The 14,945-nt window shown below is 41.2% G+C and carries 16 protein-coding genes; 7 read left to right on the forward strand and 9 right to left on the reverse strand.

All coding sequences use genetic code 11. From position 1 onward, the window contains the following. Positions 1 to 30: 30 nt before the first annotated feature. Entirely contained in the window at positions 31 to 573 is a 543-nt protein-coding gene (locus ABD009_RS10405) for an SPOR domain-containing protein (protein ID WP_343825169.1), read from the reverse strand. Positions 574 to 595: 22 nt separating this feature from the next. Beyond that, on the reverse strand, positions 596 to 2,821 hold the full coding sequence (gene priA / locus ABD009_RS10410; protein ID WP_343825171.1) for a primosomal protein N': 2,226 nt from the start codon (positions 2,819 to 2,821) through the stop codon (positions 596 to 598). Between the two features lie 116 nt (positions 2,822 to 2,937). Here priA and ABD009_RS10415 point away from each other — a divergent pair, with 116 nt between their 5' ends. The 3 genes from ABD009_RS10415 (at position 2,938) to ABD009_RS10425 (ending at position 5,260) form a co-directional block, all read left to right on the forward strand. Further along, positions 2,938 to 3,279 carry a hypothetical protein gene (locus ABD009_RS10415; protein ID WP_155696376.1) on the forward strand — a complete coding sequence of 114 codons (342 nt, stop codon included), beginning with the start codon at positions 2,938 to 2,940 and terminating at the stop codon, positions 3,277 to 3,279. Between the two features lie 153 nt (positions 3,280 to 3,432). Continuing rightward, on the forward strand, positions 3,433 to 3,645 hold the full coding sequence (rpmE, locus tag ABD009_RS10420) for a 50S ribosomal protein L31 (RefSeq protein WP_155696375.1): 213 nt from the start codon (positions 3,433 to 3,435) through the stop codon (positions 3,643 to 3,645). Between the two features lie 382 nt (positions 3,646 to 4,027). Beyond that, a complete protein-coding gene (locus ABD009_RS10425; protein ID WP_155696374.1) occupies positions 4,028 to 5,260 on the forward strand; it encodes a malic enzyme-like NAD(P)-binding protein in 1,233 nt (410 codons plus the stop codon). A 104-nt stretch (positions 5,261 to 5,364) separates the two neighbouring features. Here the strand turns inward: ABD009_RS10425 and metJ are convergent, their stop codons facing one another. Continuing rightward, a complete protein-coding gene (gene metJ / locus ABD009_RS10430; protein ID WP_155696373.1) occupies positions 5,365 to 5,682 on the reverse strand; it encodes a met regulon transcriptional regulator MetJ in 318 nt (105 codons plus the stop codon). Positions 5,683 to 5,976: 294 nt separating this feature from the next. Between metJ and ABD009_RS10435 the strand changes: the two genes are divergently transcribed. The 4 genes from ABD009_RS10435 (at position 5,977) to panP (ending at position 9,519) form a co-directional block, all read left to right on the forward strand. Then, positions 5,977 to 6,360, forward strand: a complete 384-nt coding sequence (locus ABD009_RS10435; RefSeq protein ID WP_343825175.1) for a DUF5665 domain-containing protein — start codon at positions 5,977 to 5,979, stop codon at positions 6,358 to 6,360. Between the two features lie 141 nt (positions 6,361 to 6,501). Beyond that, positions 6,502 to 7,083 (forward strand): PhnA domain-containing protein, encoded by a 582-nt coding sequence (locus ABD009_RS10440; protein ID WP_343825177.1) that lies wholly within the window; start codon positions 6,502 to 6,504, stop codon positions 7,081 to 7,083. Then, the gene (trmB, locus tag ABD009_RS10445; RefSeq protein ID WP_155696371.1) at positions 7,080 to 7,769 is read left to right on the forward strand and encodes a tRNA (guanine(46)-N(7))-methyltransferase TrmB; all 690 of its coding nucleotides are present in this window, start codon (positions 7,080 to 7,082) and stop codon (positions 7,767 to 7,769) included. Before ABD009_RS10440 ends, trmB begins: the two co-directional genes overlap by 4 nt. 97 nt (positions 7,770 to 7,866) lie before the next feature. After that, the gene (gene panP / locus ABD009_RS10450) at positions 7,867 to 9,519 is read left to right on the forward strand and encodes a pyridoxal-dependent aspartate 1-decarboxylase PanP (protein ID WP_155696370.1); all 1,653 of its coding nucleotides are present in this window, start codon (positions 7,867 to 7,869) and stop codon (positions 9,517 to 9,519) included. A gap of 32 nt (positions 9,520 to 9,551) precedes the next feature. On the opposite strand, the gene panC is transcribed toward panP, so the two are convergent. From panC to dksA, 6 genes are all read right to left on the reverse strand, one after another. Continuing rightward, entirely contained in the window at positions 9,552 to 10,409 is an 858-nt protein-coding gene (gene panC, locus ABD009_RS10455) for a pantoate--beta-alanine ligase (protein WP_343825181.1), read from the reverse strand. Between the two features lie 13 nt (positions 10,410 to 10,422). After that, the gene (gene panB / locus ABD009_RS10460) at positions 10,423 to 11,217 is read right to left on the reverse strand and encodes a 3-methyl-2-oxobutanoate hydroxymethyltransferase (protein WP_155696368.1); all 795 of its coding nucleotides are present in this window, start codon (positions 11,215 to 11,217) and stop codon (positions 10,423 to 10,425) included. A gap of 21 nt (positions 11,218 to 11,238) precedes the next feature. After that, positions 11,239 to 11,721, reverse strand: coding sequence for a 2-amino-4-hydroxy-6-hydroxymethyldihydropteridine diphosphokinase (folK, locus tag ABD009_RS10465; protein ID WP_343825183.1), 483 nt, complete (start codon positions 11,719 to 11,721; stop codon positions 11,239 to 11,241). Positions 11,722 to 11,723: 2 nt separating this feature from the next. Further along, positions 11,724 to 13,142: a polynucleotide adenylyltransferase PcnB gene (gene pcnB / locus ABD009_RS10470; protein WP_343825713.1), complete on the reverse strand. Its 1,419-nt coding sequence runs from the start codon at positions 13,140 to 13,142 to the stop codon at positions 11,724 to 11,726. 291 nt (positions 13,143 to 13,433) lie between these two features. Continuing rightward, on the reverse strand, positions 13,434 to 14,402 hold the full coding sequence (gene gluQRS / locus ABD009_RS10475) for a tRNA glutamyl-Q(34) synthetase GluQRS (protein WP_343825185.1): 969 nt from the start codon (positions 14,400 to 14,402) through the stop codon (positions 13,434 to 13,436). Between the two features lie 30 nt (positions 14,403 to 14,432). Beyond that, the gene (gene dksA / locus ABD009_RS10480) at positions 14,433 to 14,873 is read right to left on the reverse strand and encodes an RNA polymerase-binding protein DksA (protein WP_343825187.1); all 441 of its coding nucleotides are present in this window, start codon (positions 14,871 to 14,873) and stop codon (positions 14,433 to 14,435) included. Positions 14,874 to 14,945: the final 72 nt, after the last annotated feature.

Below are 14,945 nucleotides of genomic sequence, written 5' to 3' on the forward strand. Positions count from 1 at the left end.
ATGGGGAATTCAAGAGGTGGCGTTAAATGCTTAACGCCATAGCCAGATTTGACAGCCTCTGATGTCATTTCGCTTTAGGATATGACGCGTTTTTTCAGCATCACGCTTACGCTCAAATGGACCTAAAATGACTTTGTACCACATGCCTGATGTGCCTTGTGAAGGGATAACTTGAGATTCAAAGCCAGCAAATGCGATACGAGCTTTAAAGCCTTCTGCGTCTGATTGACTGCGGAAACTAGCGCACTGCATTTTGTATGGGCCGCGATCTTTAAGTTCTTCAGATTCTACTTCAACGTTTTTGTTTTCAAGCTCTTCTATAAATGACCACTCTTCATCTTCAGGAGGTGGCGGTAGTGGCTTTGATTTTTTTACCGCTTTTTTATGAACAGTAGGAGCTTGGTCCTGAAAGTCATTGGAATCGTCTTTAATAAACAGCAAGCCGCCAACAAAGGCTGCTATTAAGCCTGCTACTACTAACATCTTAACCACTGGAAACGGGCGACCTTTAGGTGCTTCTTGCTTGGGTGCTTTTTGTCTTTTTTTCTGACTAACGTAATCTTTGTTTTTCATAGGGGCAGAGAGCCTTAATACTTTAACTTAAATCAATTGGGTCAACATCGACCGACCAACGGATTCTATTATCCTTTTGAATGGTATCCAAGTTTTCTAACAACCAATTAACTAATTTGTGCAAATAAGGACGAGATTGGCTTTGTATAGTTAACATATGTCGGAATTTGCCCGCTTTTCTGGTCATTGGGGCCGGAGTCGGACCTAACATTAACAGGCCTTCGTAATCATGCAAGTAATTAGACAAGTTGCTCAACCATTCAAGGCCCAAGTTAGGGACTGTGGTTTCCGCTCTTATTACGATGTGATGAGAGTAGGGCGGTAAGTTCAACATTTTGCGTTCGCTAAGAGCAAATTTGGCAAAGTCTTTATATTCGTTGTTAACTAAATCTTGGATAACGGGATGTTCAGGAAACTTAGTTTGCAACCACACTTGGCCTTTTACTGAACCGCGACCTGCGCGACCTGCAACTTGCACCACCAATTGCGAAAGTTTTTCAGCAGCTCTAAAGTCACTACTAAATAGCGCGCCATCAACATCAACAATGCCCACTAAGCTCACATTTGGAAAGTGATGACCTTTGGCAATCATCTGGGTGCCAACTATGATCATTGGCTTGCCCGAGTTAATTTGATTTAGTTTATTATCAAACTCACCTTTTTTACTGGTGCTGTCTCTATCTAAACGAACAACGTCTACATTTGGAAATAACGTTGCCAAATTGGTTTCTATTTGTTCCGTACCTACGCCAACTGGCGTCATTCGAGTTGAACCACAGCCCAAGCATTGATGCAACGTTGGGTGCTGGAAACCACAATGATGGCAAATAAGTAAGTTGCTGCCTTTATGATATGTCGTAAAGCTACTGCAACGTGAACATTCCGTAAGCCAGTGGCATTCTTCACACATTAAAACGGGAGCAAAACCACGACGATTAATAAACAACATGACCTGCTGGCCGTTATTGATTTGTTTAGCCATTTCATCAATTAATGGCTGACCTAATGACGCTTGGCTTTGACATCGGTTCAAGTCGAGCAAATGCGTGGTGGGTAGTTGACTATTACCTGCACGCTTCTGCAATTGAAGGTAACTAAATTTACCTTGTTCAGCATTGTATAAACTTTCAAGGCTTGGCGTGGCCGAACCCAAAACAACGGGAATACCCGCTTGGTGGGCTCGATACAGCGCTAAACTGCGACAATGGTATTTAAAGCCATCTTGTTGTTTAAATGAAGCGTCGTGTTCTTCGTCAATGATGATCATGCCTAATGATTTAAAAGGCAGAAAAATACCAGAACGAGTAGCAATAACGATACGAGCGTGGCCGCTTCTAGTTTGTTGCCAGGTATCAAAACGCTGTTTGTCTGTCATGCCCGAATGCCACAGCGCAACGGGAACATTAAAACGTTGTTTAAATCGAGCGATAGTTTGCGGTGTAAGGCCTATTTCAGGCACACAAACCAATACCTGCCATTGATTCAGTAAACGATGTTCGATGGCTTGTAAGTACACTTCCGTTTTGCCACTACCTGTCACGCCATCAATTAAAAAGCATTGGTGATGGTCAACGGCATTAATCGCCGCAACAGCAATAGCTTGTTCAGTATTTAACGACAACCCTTCGTTAACATGTTGAGTTTCGACTTTACTGGTGTTTTGTCCGCATGTAGCCCATTGCGCCCAGTTTTGATCAACAAATTTTTTAATGGTGGTACTAGGTACTTCTAATTCAGTTAGCTCGCTGCGGGTATAAGCATTATTAGCGAGCAAATCTCTGAGTTTATGAAGTTGCTTGGCATTTTTTGATAATTCGTCTGCAGAAGGAAACTTGTCGCCTTTTTGTAGCGTTTTAGGGAGCTGTTCATCAATGGTTTTGATGCTTCTGAGCGCGCCTGGCAACGCCATTGAAAAAACATCGCCAATGGGATGTTGGTAATAATCCGCTGCCCAGTTTAATAATGTGAGTTGAGAATCATCAAAGCTAGGTTCGTTGTCAATTAAGTCATTCGCAGCTTTAAGCTTGGCTATGTTTTGGTCAGTATTAGTGTCTACCGCGATAACAATGCCAATGAGAGTCTGGCGTCCAAACGGAACGGATACACGTTGGCCAATGCTGACTAGGTTTTTTAGTCGCTCAACATTGTCTTCATTTGCTGTAAGAGCGGCAGGCATTAAATAGTCGAACAAGCGCCTTAAAGGCACGGGCAGGGCAACGTGTAAAATAACTTGCGAAAATAATGTCATTAACTAGCAGACCTTTGCTTCTCTTGACAACAAGTGAACAATCACTTACTTTTTTACTGTTATAAACAAAGCTTTATATTGTATTATTGAGCTTAAAACAGACAAGTAAGGTTAAAATGCGTCGTCTTATATTTAGTATTTTTGTAGCAGCTTTTATTGGTATTTCATCCAGTTCGGTGGAAGCCCAAGAAGCTCGTATTTATTCTACAGAAGGATACTGTATTCTAGCATTTGAGCAAGTAGATCGTGAGTTCTTAGTTAACTACGAAAAGAAGTTAGGTTTTAAACCTAAAAACAAGCTTTGTAATCGTGTAACCCGCCTAGTCTCTGAGTTTCAGCCTGCTAAATGGGACTTTCAATTTGGTCAACCGTATCCAGGTAGCGGTATCTATTTAAGCCCTGAGTTAGTGGCAGAAATTAATAAGGCCAAACAGCGACAACGTAAAGCAAGAAAGTAATGAAAAGAAAATAGCGGTGGCTTTTAATTATCGCTTGATCTTTACCCGATACTCATTATAATTCGCGCCCTAATTTTATATAAATCTCGTATGGTATTCGGCATTATTTTTAATAAGTGACCGTTTGGCGATACGGCCCAATGAGGTAATCCCATGCAAAAAGATATTCACCCTAAATACGAAGAAATTAACGTTTCTTGTTCTTGTGGTAACAAGTTTGTAACTCGTTCTACAATCTGTAAAGACTTACACTTAGACGTTTGTTCTGCGTGTCACCCTTTCTACACAGGTCAGCAACGTAACGTTGACACTGGTGGTCGTGTTGATCGCTTCAAGAAACGTTTCAGCATGTTGGGCAAAAAATAATTTTGCTAACTTGCAAAAAAGCACCTTCGGGTGCTTTTTTTATGTCTGAAATTCAACATAGTAGATTTTTAGTCCTCTAGACGTTTAACGCCATAAAACCTGCCGTAGTAATTTTTTTTCATACAGTTCAATTCTCAACATTTAATTCGACGTTTAAACCCTAACTAAATTCTCCCATTTGATGTTAACTATACGCTTTTGTATTAAACGTAAGCTTATTGAGTTTATTAGTACTGAGTCTGTTTTTTACGGCATTTGTGCGCTTTGTTGTAATAAATTAACCAAGTGGTATGAGTTGTCTTATATGGTGTAAGTTCTTGTCGTGAATGGCTTTCCAATGCCGTACAGTGGCGGCGTTTACTCACTCCAATGGAACGTATTAATGTCAGACTTTAAGCAACGCGCACTCGATTACCATAGCCAACCATCTCCAGGAAAAATTTGTATCAACCTAACGACTCCAGCTGAAACGGTTGAAGACCTAGCACTTGCTTATAGCCCAGGTGTGGCTGAGCCAGTGAGAGAGATCGCTGCGGATCCTGACAATGCATACAAATACACAGCTAAAGGCAATACTGTTGCAGTGATTAGTAATGGAACCGCTATTTTAGGTTTAGGTAACTTAGGACCATTAGCCTCAAAACCTGTTATGGAAGGCAAGGCACTGTTATTTAAACGGTTTGCTAATATCGACTCTTTTGATATTGAAGTAACGCATAACACCGTTGATGATTTTATAAATACCGTAGCGAATATTGCAGATTCTTTTGGTGGTATTAATTTAGAAGATATAAAGGCGCCAGAGTGTTTTGAAATAGAACAAGAATTAAAGCGCCGATGTAATGTTCCGGTTTTTCATGATGATCAACACGGAACAGCCATTGTGACTGCCGCGGGTATGCTCAATGCATTAGAAATACAAGGTAAGCAAATTCACGATTGCACTATTGTATGTCTAGGAGCCGGCGCTGCTGCTATTGCATGTATGGAGCTACTGATTAAATGTGGTGCACAGCGTGAACGAATTTACATGCTGGATAGAAATGGCGTTATCCATACAAGAAGAGATGACTTAAACGAATATAAACAACTATTTGCTAATAATACCGATAAAAGAACACTAGAAGATGTGATTGAAGGTGCAGATGTGTTTGTGGGCGTATCGGGCGCTAACTTGTTATCTGCTGAGGCGTTAAAGTTAATGGCGCCAAATCCAGTGGTATTTGCTTGCTCAAATCCAGATCCTGAAATTAAGCCTGAATTGGCATTAAAAGTAAGAGACGATTTAATAATGGCGACGGGCCGTTCTGATTACCCTAACCAAGTGAACAACGTGTTGTGCTTTCCATTTATTTTTAGAGGTGCACTTGATGTAAGAGCAACGGCTATTAATGATGAAATGAAAGTGGCTGCCGTTGAAGCGATTCGAAATTTAGCGAAAGAGCCGGTGCCGGAAGAAGTATTGAAGGCATCAGGTGTGAGTAGTCTGACATTTGGCCCGCAGTACATTATTCCAAAACCGATGGATCCGAGATTATTAAAGAATGTCGCAAGAGCCGTATCGATAGCAGCGGTAGAAAGTGGTGTTGCTAAACTAGATTTACCCGCGGTTTAGCTTTGGGCTTGATATAACAAAAAGCCAACATTAATTGTTGGCTTTTGTATTTAACGGAGCGAAAAATCGTTAATCGTTAATCGTTAATCGTTAATCGTTAATCGTTAATCGTCTAGGGTCGGAATGTCTTTGCCCATCTCAGTAAGGATCTTTCTTACTTCTTCAGGTATTTGATCTGGATTTTCTTTTTTCAAATCATTATCTGATGGTAACGGCTGTCCTGTAAAAGCATGTAAAAATGCTTCACACAGCAGTTCGCTGTTCGTCGCGTGTCGTAAATTCTTTACTTGTCGACGAGTTCGTTCGTCAGTTAATACTTTGAGTACATTTAGCGGGATCGATACCGTGATCTTTTTAACTTTATCCGCTTTTTTTCCATGTTCTGCGTAGGGATGAACATATTCCCCATTCCACTTAGCCATAAAACACCTGATCAAGAATTACTGCTTACACGACATTGCTGCCGCTTTTAGTTGTTGAAATTGTATTGTATTACCAAAATTAGTCAAACAATCGATTGCTAAATGGAAACACTGCTAGACGTCTCCACTATTATAAATGGCAATTCCCGCAATAAACAGAGGGTTTTATAGATGAAAACCTATTTAACACTTTATTTTGTTAGTGCTTATGCATAAGCTGAACTAACTATTTGTAAATAAAAAAGTAACGATCTGATGAGAAGCCAAATAAAAAAAATCAAGACGGCACTAACTGTGAAAAAAAATGCACCAGTGAATGGCGACGGTAAAAATAAAGCTGAATTGTCACAGGCAAATGATATTCAAGAAAGTGAAGAGTCGTTAGATGACATTAGTATGCAAGAGATGTGGAAGAAGCTTCATATTCAAACCAAGCATATTAATGAACAGCTTCTACAATTAAACAATCACAAATTGGTGCATACCTATAACTCATTGCCTAGGTTTATTTGGTTTAGTTTATTAAAAGGCATCGCAGTGGGTTTAGGCAGTGTATTAGGTGCCACTGTGGTTCTATCTTTTGTGGTTTATATTTTATCTCAAATGGAATTTATTCCTATTATAGGCGAATGGGTTTCGGCCATTCTCGAGGTTGTTAGAGGACCAGAAGGCAACTAGTTTTTATAAACAATAAAGTGCCATAGCGTAATCTCATTTTATTCAGCTGAAAATAAGGGCTTCATTGCCCTTTTACTTTTTTTACGGAACAAAAATAGGCATAATGCGCCCTCAAAATTTAAAGGCTCAATGGAGTATCCAATGTCGATAGAATCAACACTTCAAGAACGCGGAAATAACACGTGTGAATTATGCAACAGCCCAGATAACTTGTCTGTTTATGCTGTATTGCCTAAAGCGGGTGATAACTCAGACGACTGCGTGTTGGTTTGTGACAAATGTGAGAGCGAATTAAACAGTACTGACACATTAGACGTTACCCATTGGCGCTGCATAAATGACAGCATGTGGAGCCAAGTGCCTGCAGTTCAGGTATTGGCATGGCAACAGCTGAAGTTGTTAACTAACCAAGGTGAAACTTGGGCGCAAGACTTGTTAGACATGATGTATTTAGAAGATGAAACGGCAGCATGGGCAGAGTCAGGTTTGGCACATAGAACCGCTGGCGGTGACGCAGAACACGTAGACTCTAATGGCGACAAGTTATCAGCAGGCGACAACGTCTATTTAATCAAAGATTTGCCAGTTAAGGGCGGTGGTTTTACCGCTAAACAAGGCACGACCGTTAGAGGCATTTCATTAACGAATAACCCTGAGCACATCGAAGGGCGCGTTAATGGACAAAAGATTGTTATCTTAACTAAGTTTGTTAAAAAAGTATGATTGAAAATGCGGGCAACTCGCGTTCGATTACAACTAATCAAACGGGTGTTAGTGAAGATTTAGAGAAAGTGGTTAAAAAGCATTTGAGTCACGAATTCAAAAAGCCTTTTGCGCCATTTTCGCTGCAGACTTTTGAGCAACTATCAGCAAAGGTAACGGCTTTTTTAGCTGAAGATTCTAATCGTTATATTATTTTAGACTCTTGTTGTGGAGTGGGTGAAAGCACTGTGCATTTAGCGGCAGAAAACCCAAATGCGCTAGTTGTTGGTATTGATAAGTCAGAACATCGCGTTGAAAAAATTGAGCACCACTTGGTTCATAAAGTATCGAACTTTGTTATTTTACGTGGTGATCTTAATGATTTATGGCGCCTTATTGCTGATACGGACTGGCCGATTAAATCTCACTACATTCTTTATCCAAACCCGTGGCCAAAAGCAAAACATTTACAACGCAGATGGCATGGTGCCGCGGTGTTCAGTAGTATTCCTAAATTAGCGGAAACTTTAATTGTTCGCAGTAATTGGAATATCTATATTGATGAGTTTGCTCAAGCCCTTGAAATAGCGGGTTTAAAACCAAACGTTAGTGAGTACAGAAGTGACGTAGCCATGACCCCGTTTGAGCGTAAGTACTGGGCAAGTGGACAACAAAGCTATCAATTAACCTGTAGCTTAGAAAATTAGCATTTTGCAGGACCGCATTTTGTCTGCTTAACTACAGACATTATTGTTAACTTCCAGTAAAGTACCGAAAAATTTAAAGACAACCAAACTATTTAAAATGTCAGATAAACGTTTAGCCGCTGCGTCGGAAGAGAATTTATTTAGGATCTTCACTATCCCTGAAGCTCCAGATTCAACATTGGCGCGGATAGAGCAAGAAGTATCACAAAATCTTGATGGTTTTTTACGTGACAATATTGTTGCTGTAGAAAAGCCTCTTTCTGAAATTGAACAGGACTTTCAAGACTCTGTGGTGCCTGAGCATCCGCAATTTGTTTCTGCATTAGCCGATGAGTTACTAGATAAGTTGGTTGCACAATCTGTACACACGTCATCGCCAAGCTTTATTGGTCATATGACGTCGGCATTACCGTACTTCTTATTACCACTGTCCAAGCTGATGGTGGGTTTAAATCAAAACCTCGTAAAAATAGAAACGTCTAAAGCCTTCACCCCGTTAGAGCGCCAAGTTATTGGAATGTTGCATCGTATTGCCTATGGTGGAACTCGTACTGAAGCGCATAACGACCAATATTATAAGTCAGTTATGCACAGTGCAGATACGTCACTTGGTGCGTTTTGTTCTGGCGGTACAGTAGCGAATATCAGTGCGCTGTGGATTGCTCGTAATACGTTACTAGGACCAAATGGCAGTTTTAAAGGCGTATCTAAAGAGGGCCTTTTCCGTGCGATGAGCCATTACGGTTATTCACGATTAGTGGTTTTGGTTTCTGAGCGTGGACACTATTCTTTAGGCAAAGCTGCTGATGTATTAGGTTTGGGCCGACAAGATATTGTTTCGGTAAAAACCGACGAAAATAACAAAATATGTATTGAGTCATTAGAGCAGCGGATCACTGAGCTTAAAGCTGAAAACGCAGGCATATTGTCATTAGTTGGCGTGGCTGGTACCACAGAAACTGGCAACATAGACCCATTAGATAAGATGGCTGATATTGCTGAGCGAGAAGGCATTCACTTCCATGTAGATGCAGCCTGGGGCGGCGCGACAATGATGTCCAATAACCAACGTCCACTTCTTAAAGGCATAGAACGTGCGGACTCAATAACCGTAGACGCTCACAAACAAATGTATGTGCCTATGGGTGCCGGCATGGTGTTATTTAAAGACGCGCACTCTACCGATGTTATTGAACATCATGCAGAGTACATTCTGCGTAAAGGCTCTAAAGACTTAGGCTCACATACGCTAGAAGGCAGCCGTCCAGGTATGTCTATGCTAGTTTACGCGTGCCTTAAAGTAATGGGTCGCAGTGGTTATGAAATGCTAATTGATAGAAGCATAGATACCGCTAAATACTTTGCAGATTTGATCAATGCAGAAGATGACTTTGAACTGGTTTCCGAGCCAGAGTTATGTTTATTAACATATCGTTATGTGCCAAAAGTAGTTAAAGACTACATGGAAACCTGTGATGCGGAAGAAAAGCATATCATCAATGAGTTGCTAAATGACTTAACGCGTTTTATTCAAAAGAAGCAGCGTGAGTCAGGACGTTCTTTTGTATCAAGAACACGTTTAACGCCTAAGGCGCATGACGGACAAACGATTACTGTATTTAGATGTGTCTTAGCAAATCCATTGACCACTAAAGACATACTTAAAGATATATTGGCGGAACAAAAAGAAATAGCGAAAGAGAGCTGGAGAAGTTTACCGGCGATCCTCAAGAAAATCGCCAGTCTATAATGACTGGCACTCCCGGCAATAGCGCCCTGCAGTTAAGACAACTCGACGGTCAGGTTATCTATCAAGCGAGCTTTACCAACAAATGCAGCCACAAGAATAACCGCTTGTAAGCTGCTATCTGTAACCTTACCAAAATCACTGCTATCTCTAATTTCAATGTAATCAGGCTTTAAGCCTGCTAATTCAATCATTTCTAGGGCAAATGTTTGCATTTCATTGATGTTGCGAGCGCCGCTTTTAAGGGCATCTTGAACCGCTAACAATGTTTGATATATCACTGCTGCTGTGGCCTTTTGGTCATCGCTAAGGTAACCATTGCGAGAGCTTTTAGCTAGGCCAGATGCTTCACGAACCGTTGGCACAGGCACAATGCTAATAGGCATGTTTAAATCTTTTACTAACGTTTGAATCAAACGAACTTGTTGGTAGTCTTTTTGTCCAAATAACGCTGTATCAGGTTGCACCATATTAAATAACTTAGTAACAACTGTAGCAACACCATCAAAGTGTCCTGGTCGCTGGGTAGCTTCAGCACAGTGCTCAAGTTCATTATTTGGTACAGATACTACAGTTTGAGCTTTGAGCCCGTTAGGATACATATCAGCAACGGTAGGATAAAACACCACGTGGTTGTTCACCGCTTCGAGCTTCTTACAATCGGCGTCAAAAGTTCTTGGGTATGCGTCTAAATCTTCGTTTTCTCCAAACTGCATTGGATTAACAAAAATTGAAGTGATAACAAAATCTGCGTATTTATGGGCTTGCTGAACAAGCTCAATGTGACCTTCGTGAAGGTTGCCCATCGTTGGTACAAAAGCTACGGTTTTACCGTCTTTGTAACATTGCTGACGCCACGTGCGTAATTCACTTAAAGAGCTAATAATTTGCATAGGAATAGAATACTTACTTAAACCAGCGTGCTTCGTCTGGGAACGCACCGCTTTGAACTTCATCAATATACAAGCTCACTGCCTGTTGTAAATTGCCAGTGATCTCAATGTAATTTTTAGAAAACTTTGGAATATAACCTGAGCTAATCCCTAAAATGTCATGCATCACTAAAATCTGACCATCAGTGCCATTTCCTGCACCAATACCAATGGTTGGGATAGACACGGCTGCCGTAATTGCGTTTGCTAAGTCTACCGGCACACATTCCAACACTAATAACTGAGCGCCAGCTTTTTCTAAGCCTTTAGCATGTTCAATCATTTCATTAGCTTTGTCGGCGTCTCTGCCTTGTATTTTAAAACCACCAAACACATTAACCGACTGAGGCGTTAATCCTAAATGGCCACAAACAGGAACACCATTTTGCGTCAGTTGCTTTATGGTTTCATAAAGCCATTCGCCGCCTTCAATTTTAACCATGTTTGCACCAGCGGCCATTAACTCATGACTGTTTTTAAGTGCGGTTGCTGGGCAGCTGTAACTCATGAATGGCATATCGGCAATAACAAGCGCATTTTCAGTGCCTGCTCTTACGCATTTGGTGTGGTAAGCAATTTGCTCATTGGTCACACTTAAAGTGCTGTCTTGACCATGCAATACCATCCCCATTGAATCGCCAATTAACATTACATGAATGCCTTGTTGGTCAAATAACCCAGCGAAACTGGCATCATAGGCGGTGATCGCTGCTATTTTTTCGCCATCTTGCTTCATTTTGAGTAGCTTGGAGGTAGTAATTTTGCTCATTCTTTTATCCAGAATTAATCGCTAAATAGCGTTCATGTCATTAAAAGGTAATTGTTTTGCAATATCACTTAGTATTGAACCACAAGGCAATACTAAGTTTGGCGTTATATCTAACAGCGGATAAACCACAAACTCGCGTTCTTTTAAGCCGTAATGCGGTACGGTAAGTTGCTCATCATTGATGAGGTTATCACCATAAAGCAAAATATCTAAGTCTAAGGTACGTGGGCCCCAATGTTCGCCATTTCGAGTTCGCCCATGGGCTTGTTCTAACTGACATGTTTTGGCAAACACATCGTGTGCGCTCAATGATGTTTTTAGTAAAACAACGGCGTTTACATAATCAGGTTGGTCAGAAGGTCCCATGGGTTTGCTACTGTATATTTTAGACTGACCAATAAATTCACAGTGCTCTAACGTTGCTAATGCTTTAATTGCCGAGCGAACAGTATCACGAGGGTTATTGAGGTTTGCACCTAACCCAATATAAACAAGCTCTGTCATGCCTACTGCTCTTTTTTACGACGACGGCTACCGCGATACTTTCCACGTTTTGACTTTGGTTTATCACCATCTTTGCTATCAAAGTCAGGCTTTCTGTCACCGCGAGGTCCTGAAGTAGCATTGCTCGCATTAGCGCGTGTTCTTACTGACTTAGCGATAGCTCGTTTGGCTTCATCCGTTTGTTGGTAGTCAGTCCAGAATTGAGCGATGTCATGCAATTCTCCGCCTTCCGCTTCAGCTCTTAATAATAAAAAGTCGTAAGCAGCTCGGAAACGAGGGTTTTCAACCATTTGCATTGGGCGCTTGCCCTCGGTTTTTAATAAACGGTGCTGTGAGCTCCAAATATCTCGCATTGTGGCAGTGAAACGTTTTGGAATAGCTACGGTTTGAACCGCTCTTTGCAATATGTCGCTCATGGCTACTTGGAAAGCATCATAAGGTGACAAGCCGCTTTCAAGTTCTAATTCGCTGGCGTGTGCTTCTAACGGGTACCAAAATAATGCGGCTAAAACAAAGGCTGGAGATATACTTTTCTCTGCATTAATTCTGGCATCTGTGTTTGTTAACATCGTCGCTAACAAACGCTCTTCTTTATCTAAAGGGTTACCCGTTAATACTTGTTCTGCTACTGGGAAGAAGTATCTGAAAATACCAAATTCACGAAGGGCCGCAACGTTGTCAACCGCTTTGCCGGCTAAAAATAACTTTAACGCTTCATCAAATAAACGCGCTGGTGGAATGTTGATAAGAAGATGATTTAATTCATAAATAGGTTGTTTGGTGCGTGGCGCAATTTGCATTCGTAGTTTCGTTGAGAAACGAATAGCGCGAAGCATTCTAACCGGATCTTCACGGTAACGAGTTTCCGGATCACCAATTAAATCAACCACACCTTTTTCGATATCGGCCATGCCATTGGCAAAGTCTAAAATAGAAAAGTTGCGAATGTCATAATAAAGGGCGTTTATAGTGAAGTCTCTGCGTTCGGCGTCTTCATCTATGCTGCCGTAAACGTTGTCTCTTAATAATTGGCCTTCATCACTTTGGCGTGAAGTTTTTTTGGCTTTGTCTGCGTGACCGTTTTCTTGTGATGTTTGATTGTCTTTGTTGTCTGACTCTTCCACTGGTGTGTCATGGTGCCCACGCATTGTGGCAACTTCAATAAGCTCTCGGCCAAACATAATATGAGCTAAACGGAAACGTCGACCAATCAAACGACAATTTGAAAAGCAGGCTTTAACCTGTTCTGGAGTTGCGTTTGTTACAACGTCAAAGTCTTTAGGTTGCAGACCTAGTAAGATATCTCGAATACATCCACCAACTAAGTAGGCTTCGTAACCGTTATCTTTTAGTCGATACAAAACTTTTAAAGCACTAGGGCTTACGTCGTTTCTTGAAATTGGATGAGATTCACGTGGGATAAGCGTTGCGTTATTTTCAACAAAAGGCGCTTGTGGTTTTTTAGGACGAGGTTTGCCAGCATGACGTTGAGCAGGACCACGTCGCTTTTCGTTTTTCACAGGGCGCGACGCCGTAGGTGTTTGCTCTTTTTTATCGGCTGAATCTTTGCCAAACCAAGAAATTACTTTTTTAAAAACCACGTATTTACTTACCTAATATTAATCTATTGACCACAAATGACTTTTCATTTGATTGTTAGCGGCGCATTTTACAGCAATATGAGCAAAATAAAAAATAAATGAGCAATTCACTTAAATGAGGATTTCTTGACCTTTAGGTAACCGTGAAAAATCGACAGTTTTGATGGCCCAATCTAGTATTTCAGCGCAGCTCTTTAGCTCAATCTCACTACATTCAGTTATCGGTAACCCTAGTAATTCCAAGGCTTTAACTAGCTCTGGTTTAGGGTTTTTCATATCAATAGGCGTCGCATGGTTTTGTTTACTGAGTTTATGTCCTACTTGACCAGAAATGACCGGCAGGTGAAAAAACTCTGGAGGCGTCATGCCAAACTGTTGGTAAAGAGTGAGTTGTCTAGCTGTTAGCGGCATAATATCTGAACCGCGCACCACATGTGTAATGCCTTGATCAATGTCATCAACTACAACGGCCAGTTGGTAACTGAATAAACCATCGCGACGCTTTATCAGATAATCTTCGGTTGAAAGTCCCTCAGGCGCTTCCTGCAGTCCGAAGTGAAGATCAGTATAACTATGCAAGGGATTGACTTGTTTAATACGAACAGGGTGCGTCTGAAGGTCTAATTGCTTATTTTTACATTGACCATTATAACTGCCGCCCAGTGCTTTGATTTCTTTGCGTGTGCATTCACAACCATACAGTAGGTGCTGGGCTTCTAAGTATTCAAAACATTCCTGGTATCGGTTTATGCGCTGTGTTTGCGTTAAGCAGTTTTGGTCGCTGATACGCAACTGAGATTCTGTTTGTTTGTCACAATCCCAAACAAAACCAAAGGCGGTTAACGCTTCTAAAATTTGCTCGCGGGCTTGTTTTTGAACTCTGGTGGTATCTATGTCTTCAATGCGCACAAACCAAAGTCCATTTTGTGACTTAGCGTGCAGGTAACTACCTAAAGCAGCAAACAATGAACCAAAGTGTAAAGGGCCACTAGGCGAAGGTGCAAATCGTCCGCGGACTTGGGTATTTGTAGTATTAAATTTTTTCTGTTTAGTGAAGGGGTAAGGTGTTGCTGATATCACGGAGGGGAAAAAAGGGTTAAGGCTTAAGCCTTAACCACCCATTTGTTTTTCTTTGATTTCAGAAAGCGTTTTACAGTCAATACATTGATCAGCTGTAGGACGTGCTTCTAAACGACGGATACCAATTTCGATACCACACGTTTTACAGAAACCGAAGTCGTCGCTGTCGATTAGACCTAACGTTTTTTCAATCTTTTTAATTAGCTTACGTTCACGATCTCGTGTGCGTAGTTCAAGAGCAAACTCTTCTTCTTGCGATGCACGGTCTACCGGATCTGGGAAGTTGGCTGCTTCGTCTTGCATGTGATTTTTAGTGCGGTCAACTTCTTCACGCAACTGGTTACGCCATGCTTCCAAAATTTTACGAAAATGGACTAATTGATCGTCGCCCATATATTCTTCATTTGGCTTTTCTTGATACGGCTCAACGCCTGCTAAGGCTAACAATCCTAGTGATTTCTTTTCTGCCATGCGTTGTTTTTCTCCTAAAATTCAACCGGTTAGCGCACAATTTGTTGTTTTTGTATTAGCAACCAGTGTCTA

The sequence above is a fragment of the Psychrosphaera haliotis genome (genome assembly GCF_039523615.1).
Lineage (GTDB): Bacteria > Pseudomonadota > Gammaproteobacteria > Enterobacterales > Alteromonadaceae > Psychrosphaera > Psychrosphaera haliotis.

What these genes read in the sequence shown, in the direction of transcription:
- trmB (WP_155696371.1), top strand. Translation starts at nt 7,080, where the DNA reads ATGATTGAAAATGCGGGCAACTCGCGTTCGATTACAACTAATCAAACG.
- folK (WP_343825183.1), bottom strand. Translation starts at nt 11,721, where the DNA reads ATGACAGAGCTTGTTTATATTGGGTTAGGTGCAAACCTCAATAACCCT.
- panP (WP_155696370.1), top strand. Translation starts at nt 7,867, where the DNA reads ATGTCAGATAAACGTTTAGCCGCTGCGTCGGAAGAGAATTTATTTAGG.
- priA (WP_343825171.1), bottom strand. Translation starts at nt 2,821, where the DNA reads ATGACATTATTTTCGCAAGTTATTTTACACGTTGCCCTGCCCGTGCCT.
- ABD009_RS10425 (WP_155696374.1), top strand. Translation starts at nt 4,028, where the DNA reads ATGTCAGACTTTAAGCAACGCGCACTCGATTACCATAGCCAACCATCT.
- panB (WP_155696368.1), bottom strand. Translation starts at nt 11,217, where the DNA reads ATGAGCAAAATTACTACCTCCAAGCTACTCAAAATGAAGCAAGATGGC.
- ABD009_RS10405 (WP_343825169.1), bottom strand. Translation starts at nt 573, where the DNA reads ATGAAAAACAAAGATTACGTTAGTCAGAAAAAAAGACAAAAAGCACCC.
- rpmE (WP_155696375.1), top strand. Translation starts at nt 3,433, where the DNA reads ATGCAAAAAGATATTCACCCTAAATACGAAGAAATTAACGTTTCTTGT.
- panC (WP_343825181.1), bottom strand. Translation starts at nt 10,409, where the DNA reads ATGCAAATTATTAGCTCTTTAAGTGAATTACGCACGTGGCGTCAGCAA.
- ABD009_RS10415 (WP_155696376.1), top strand. Translation starts at nt 2,938, where the DNA reads ATGCGTCGTCTTATATTTAGTATTTTTGTAGCAGCTTTTATTGGTATT.
- dksA (WP_343825187.1), bottom strand. Translation starts at nt 14,873, where the DNA reads ATGGCAGAAAAGAAATCACTAGGATTGTTAGCCTTAGCAGGCGTTGAG.
- ABD009_RS10440 (WP_343825177.1), top strand. Translation starts at nt 6,502, where the DNA reads ATGTCGATAGAATCAACACTTCAAGAACGCGGAAATAACACGTGTGAA.
- metJ (WP_155696373.1), bottom strand. Translation starts at nt 5,682, where the DNA reads ATGGCTAAGTGGAATGGGGAATATGTTCATCCCTACGCAGAACATGGA.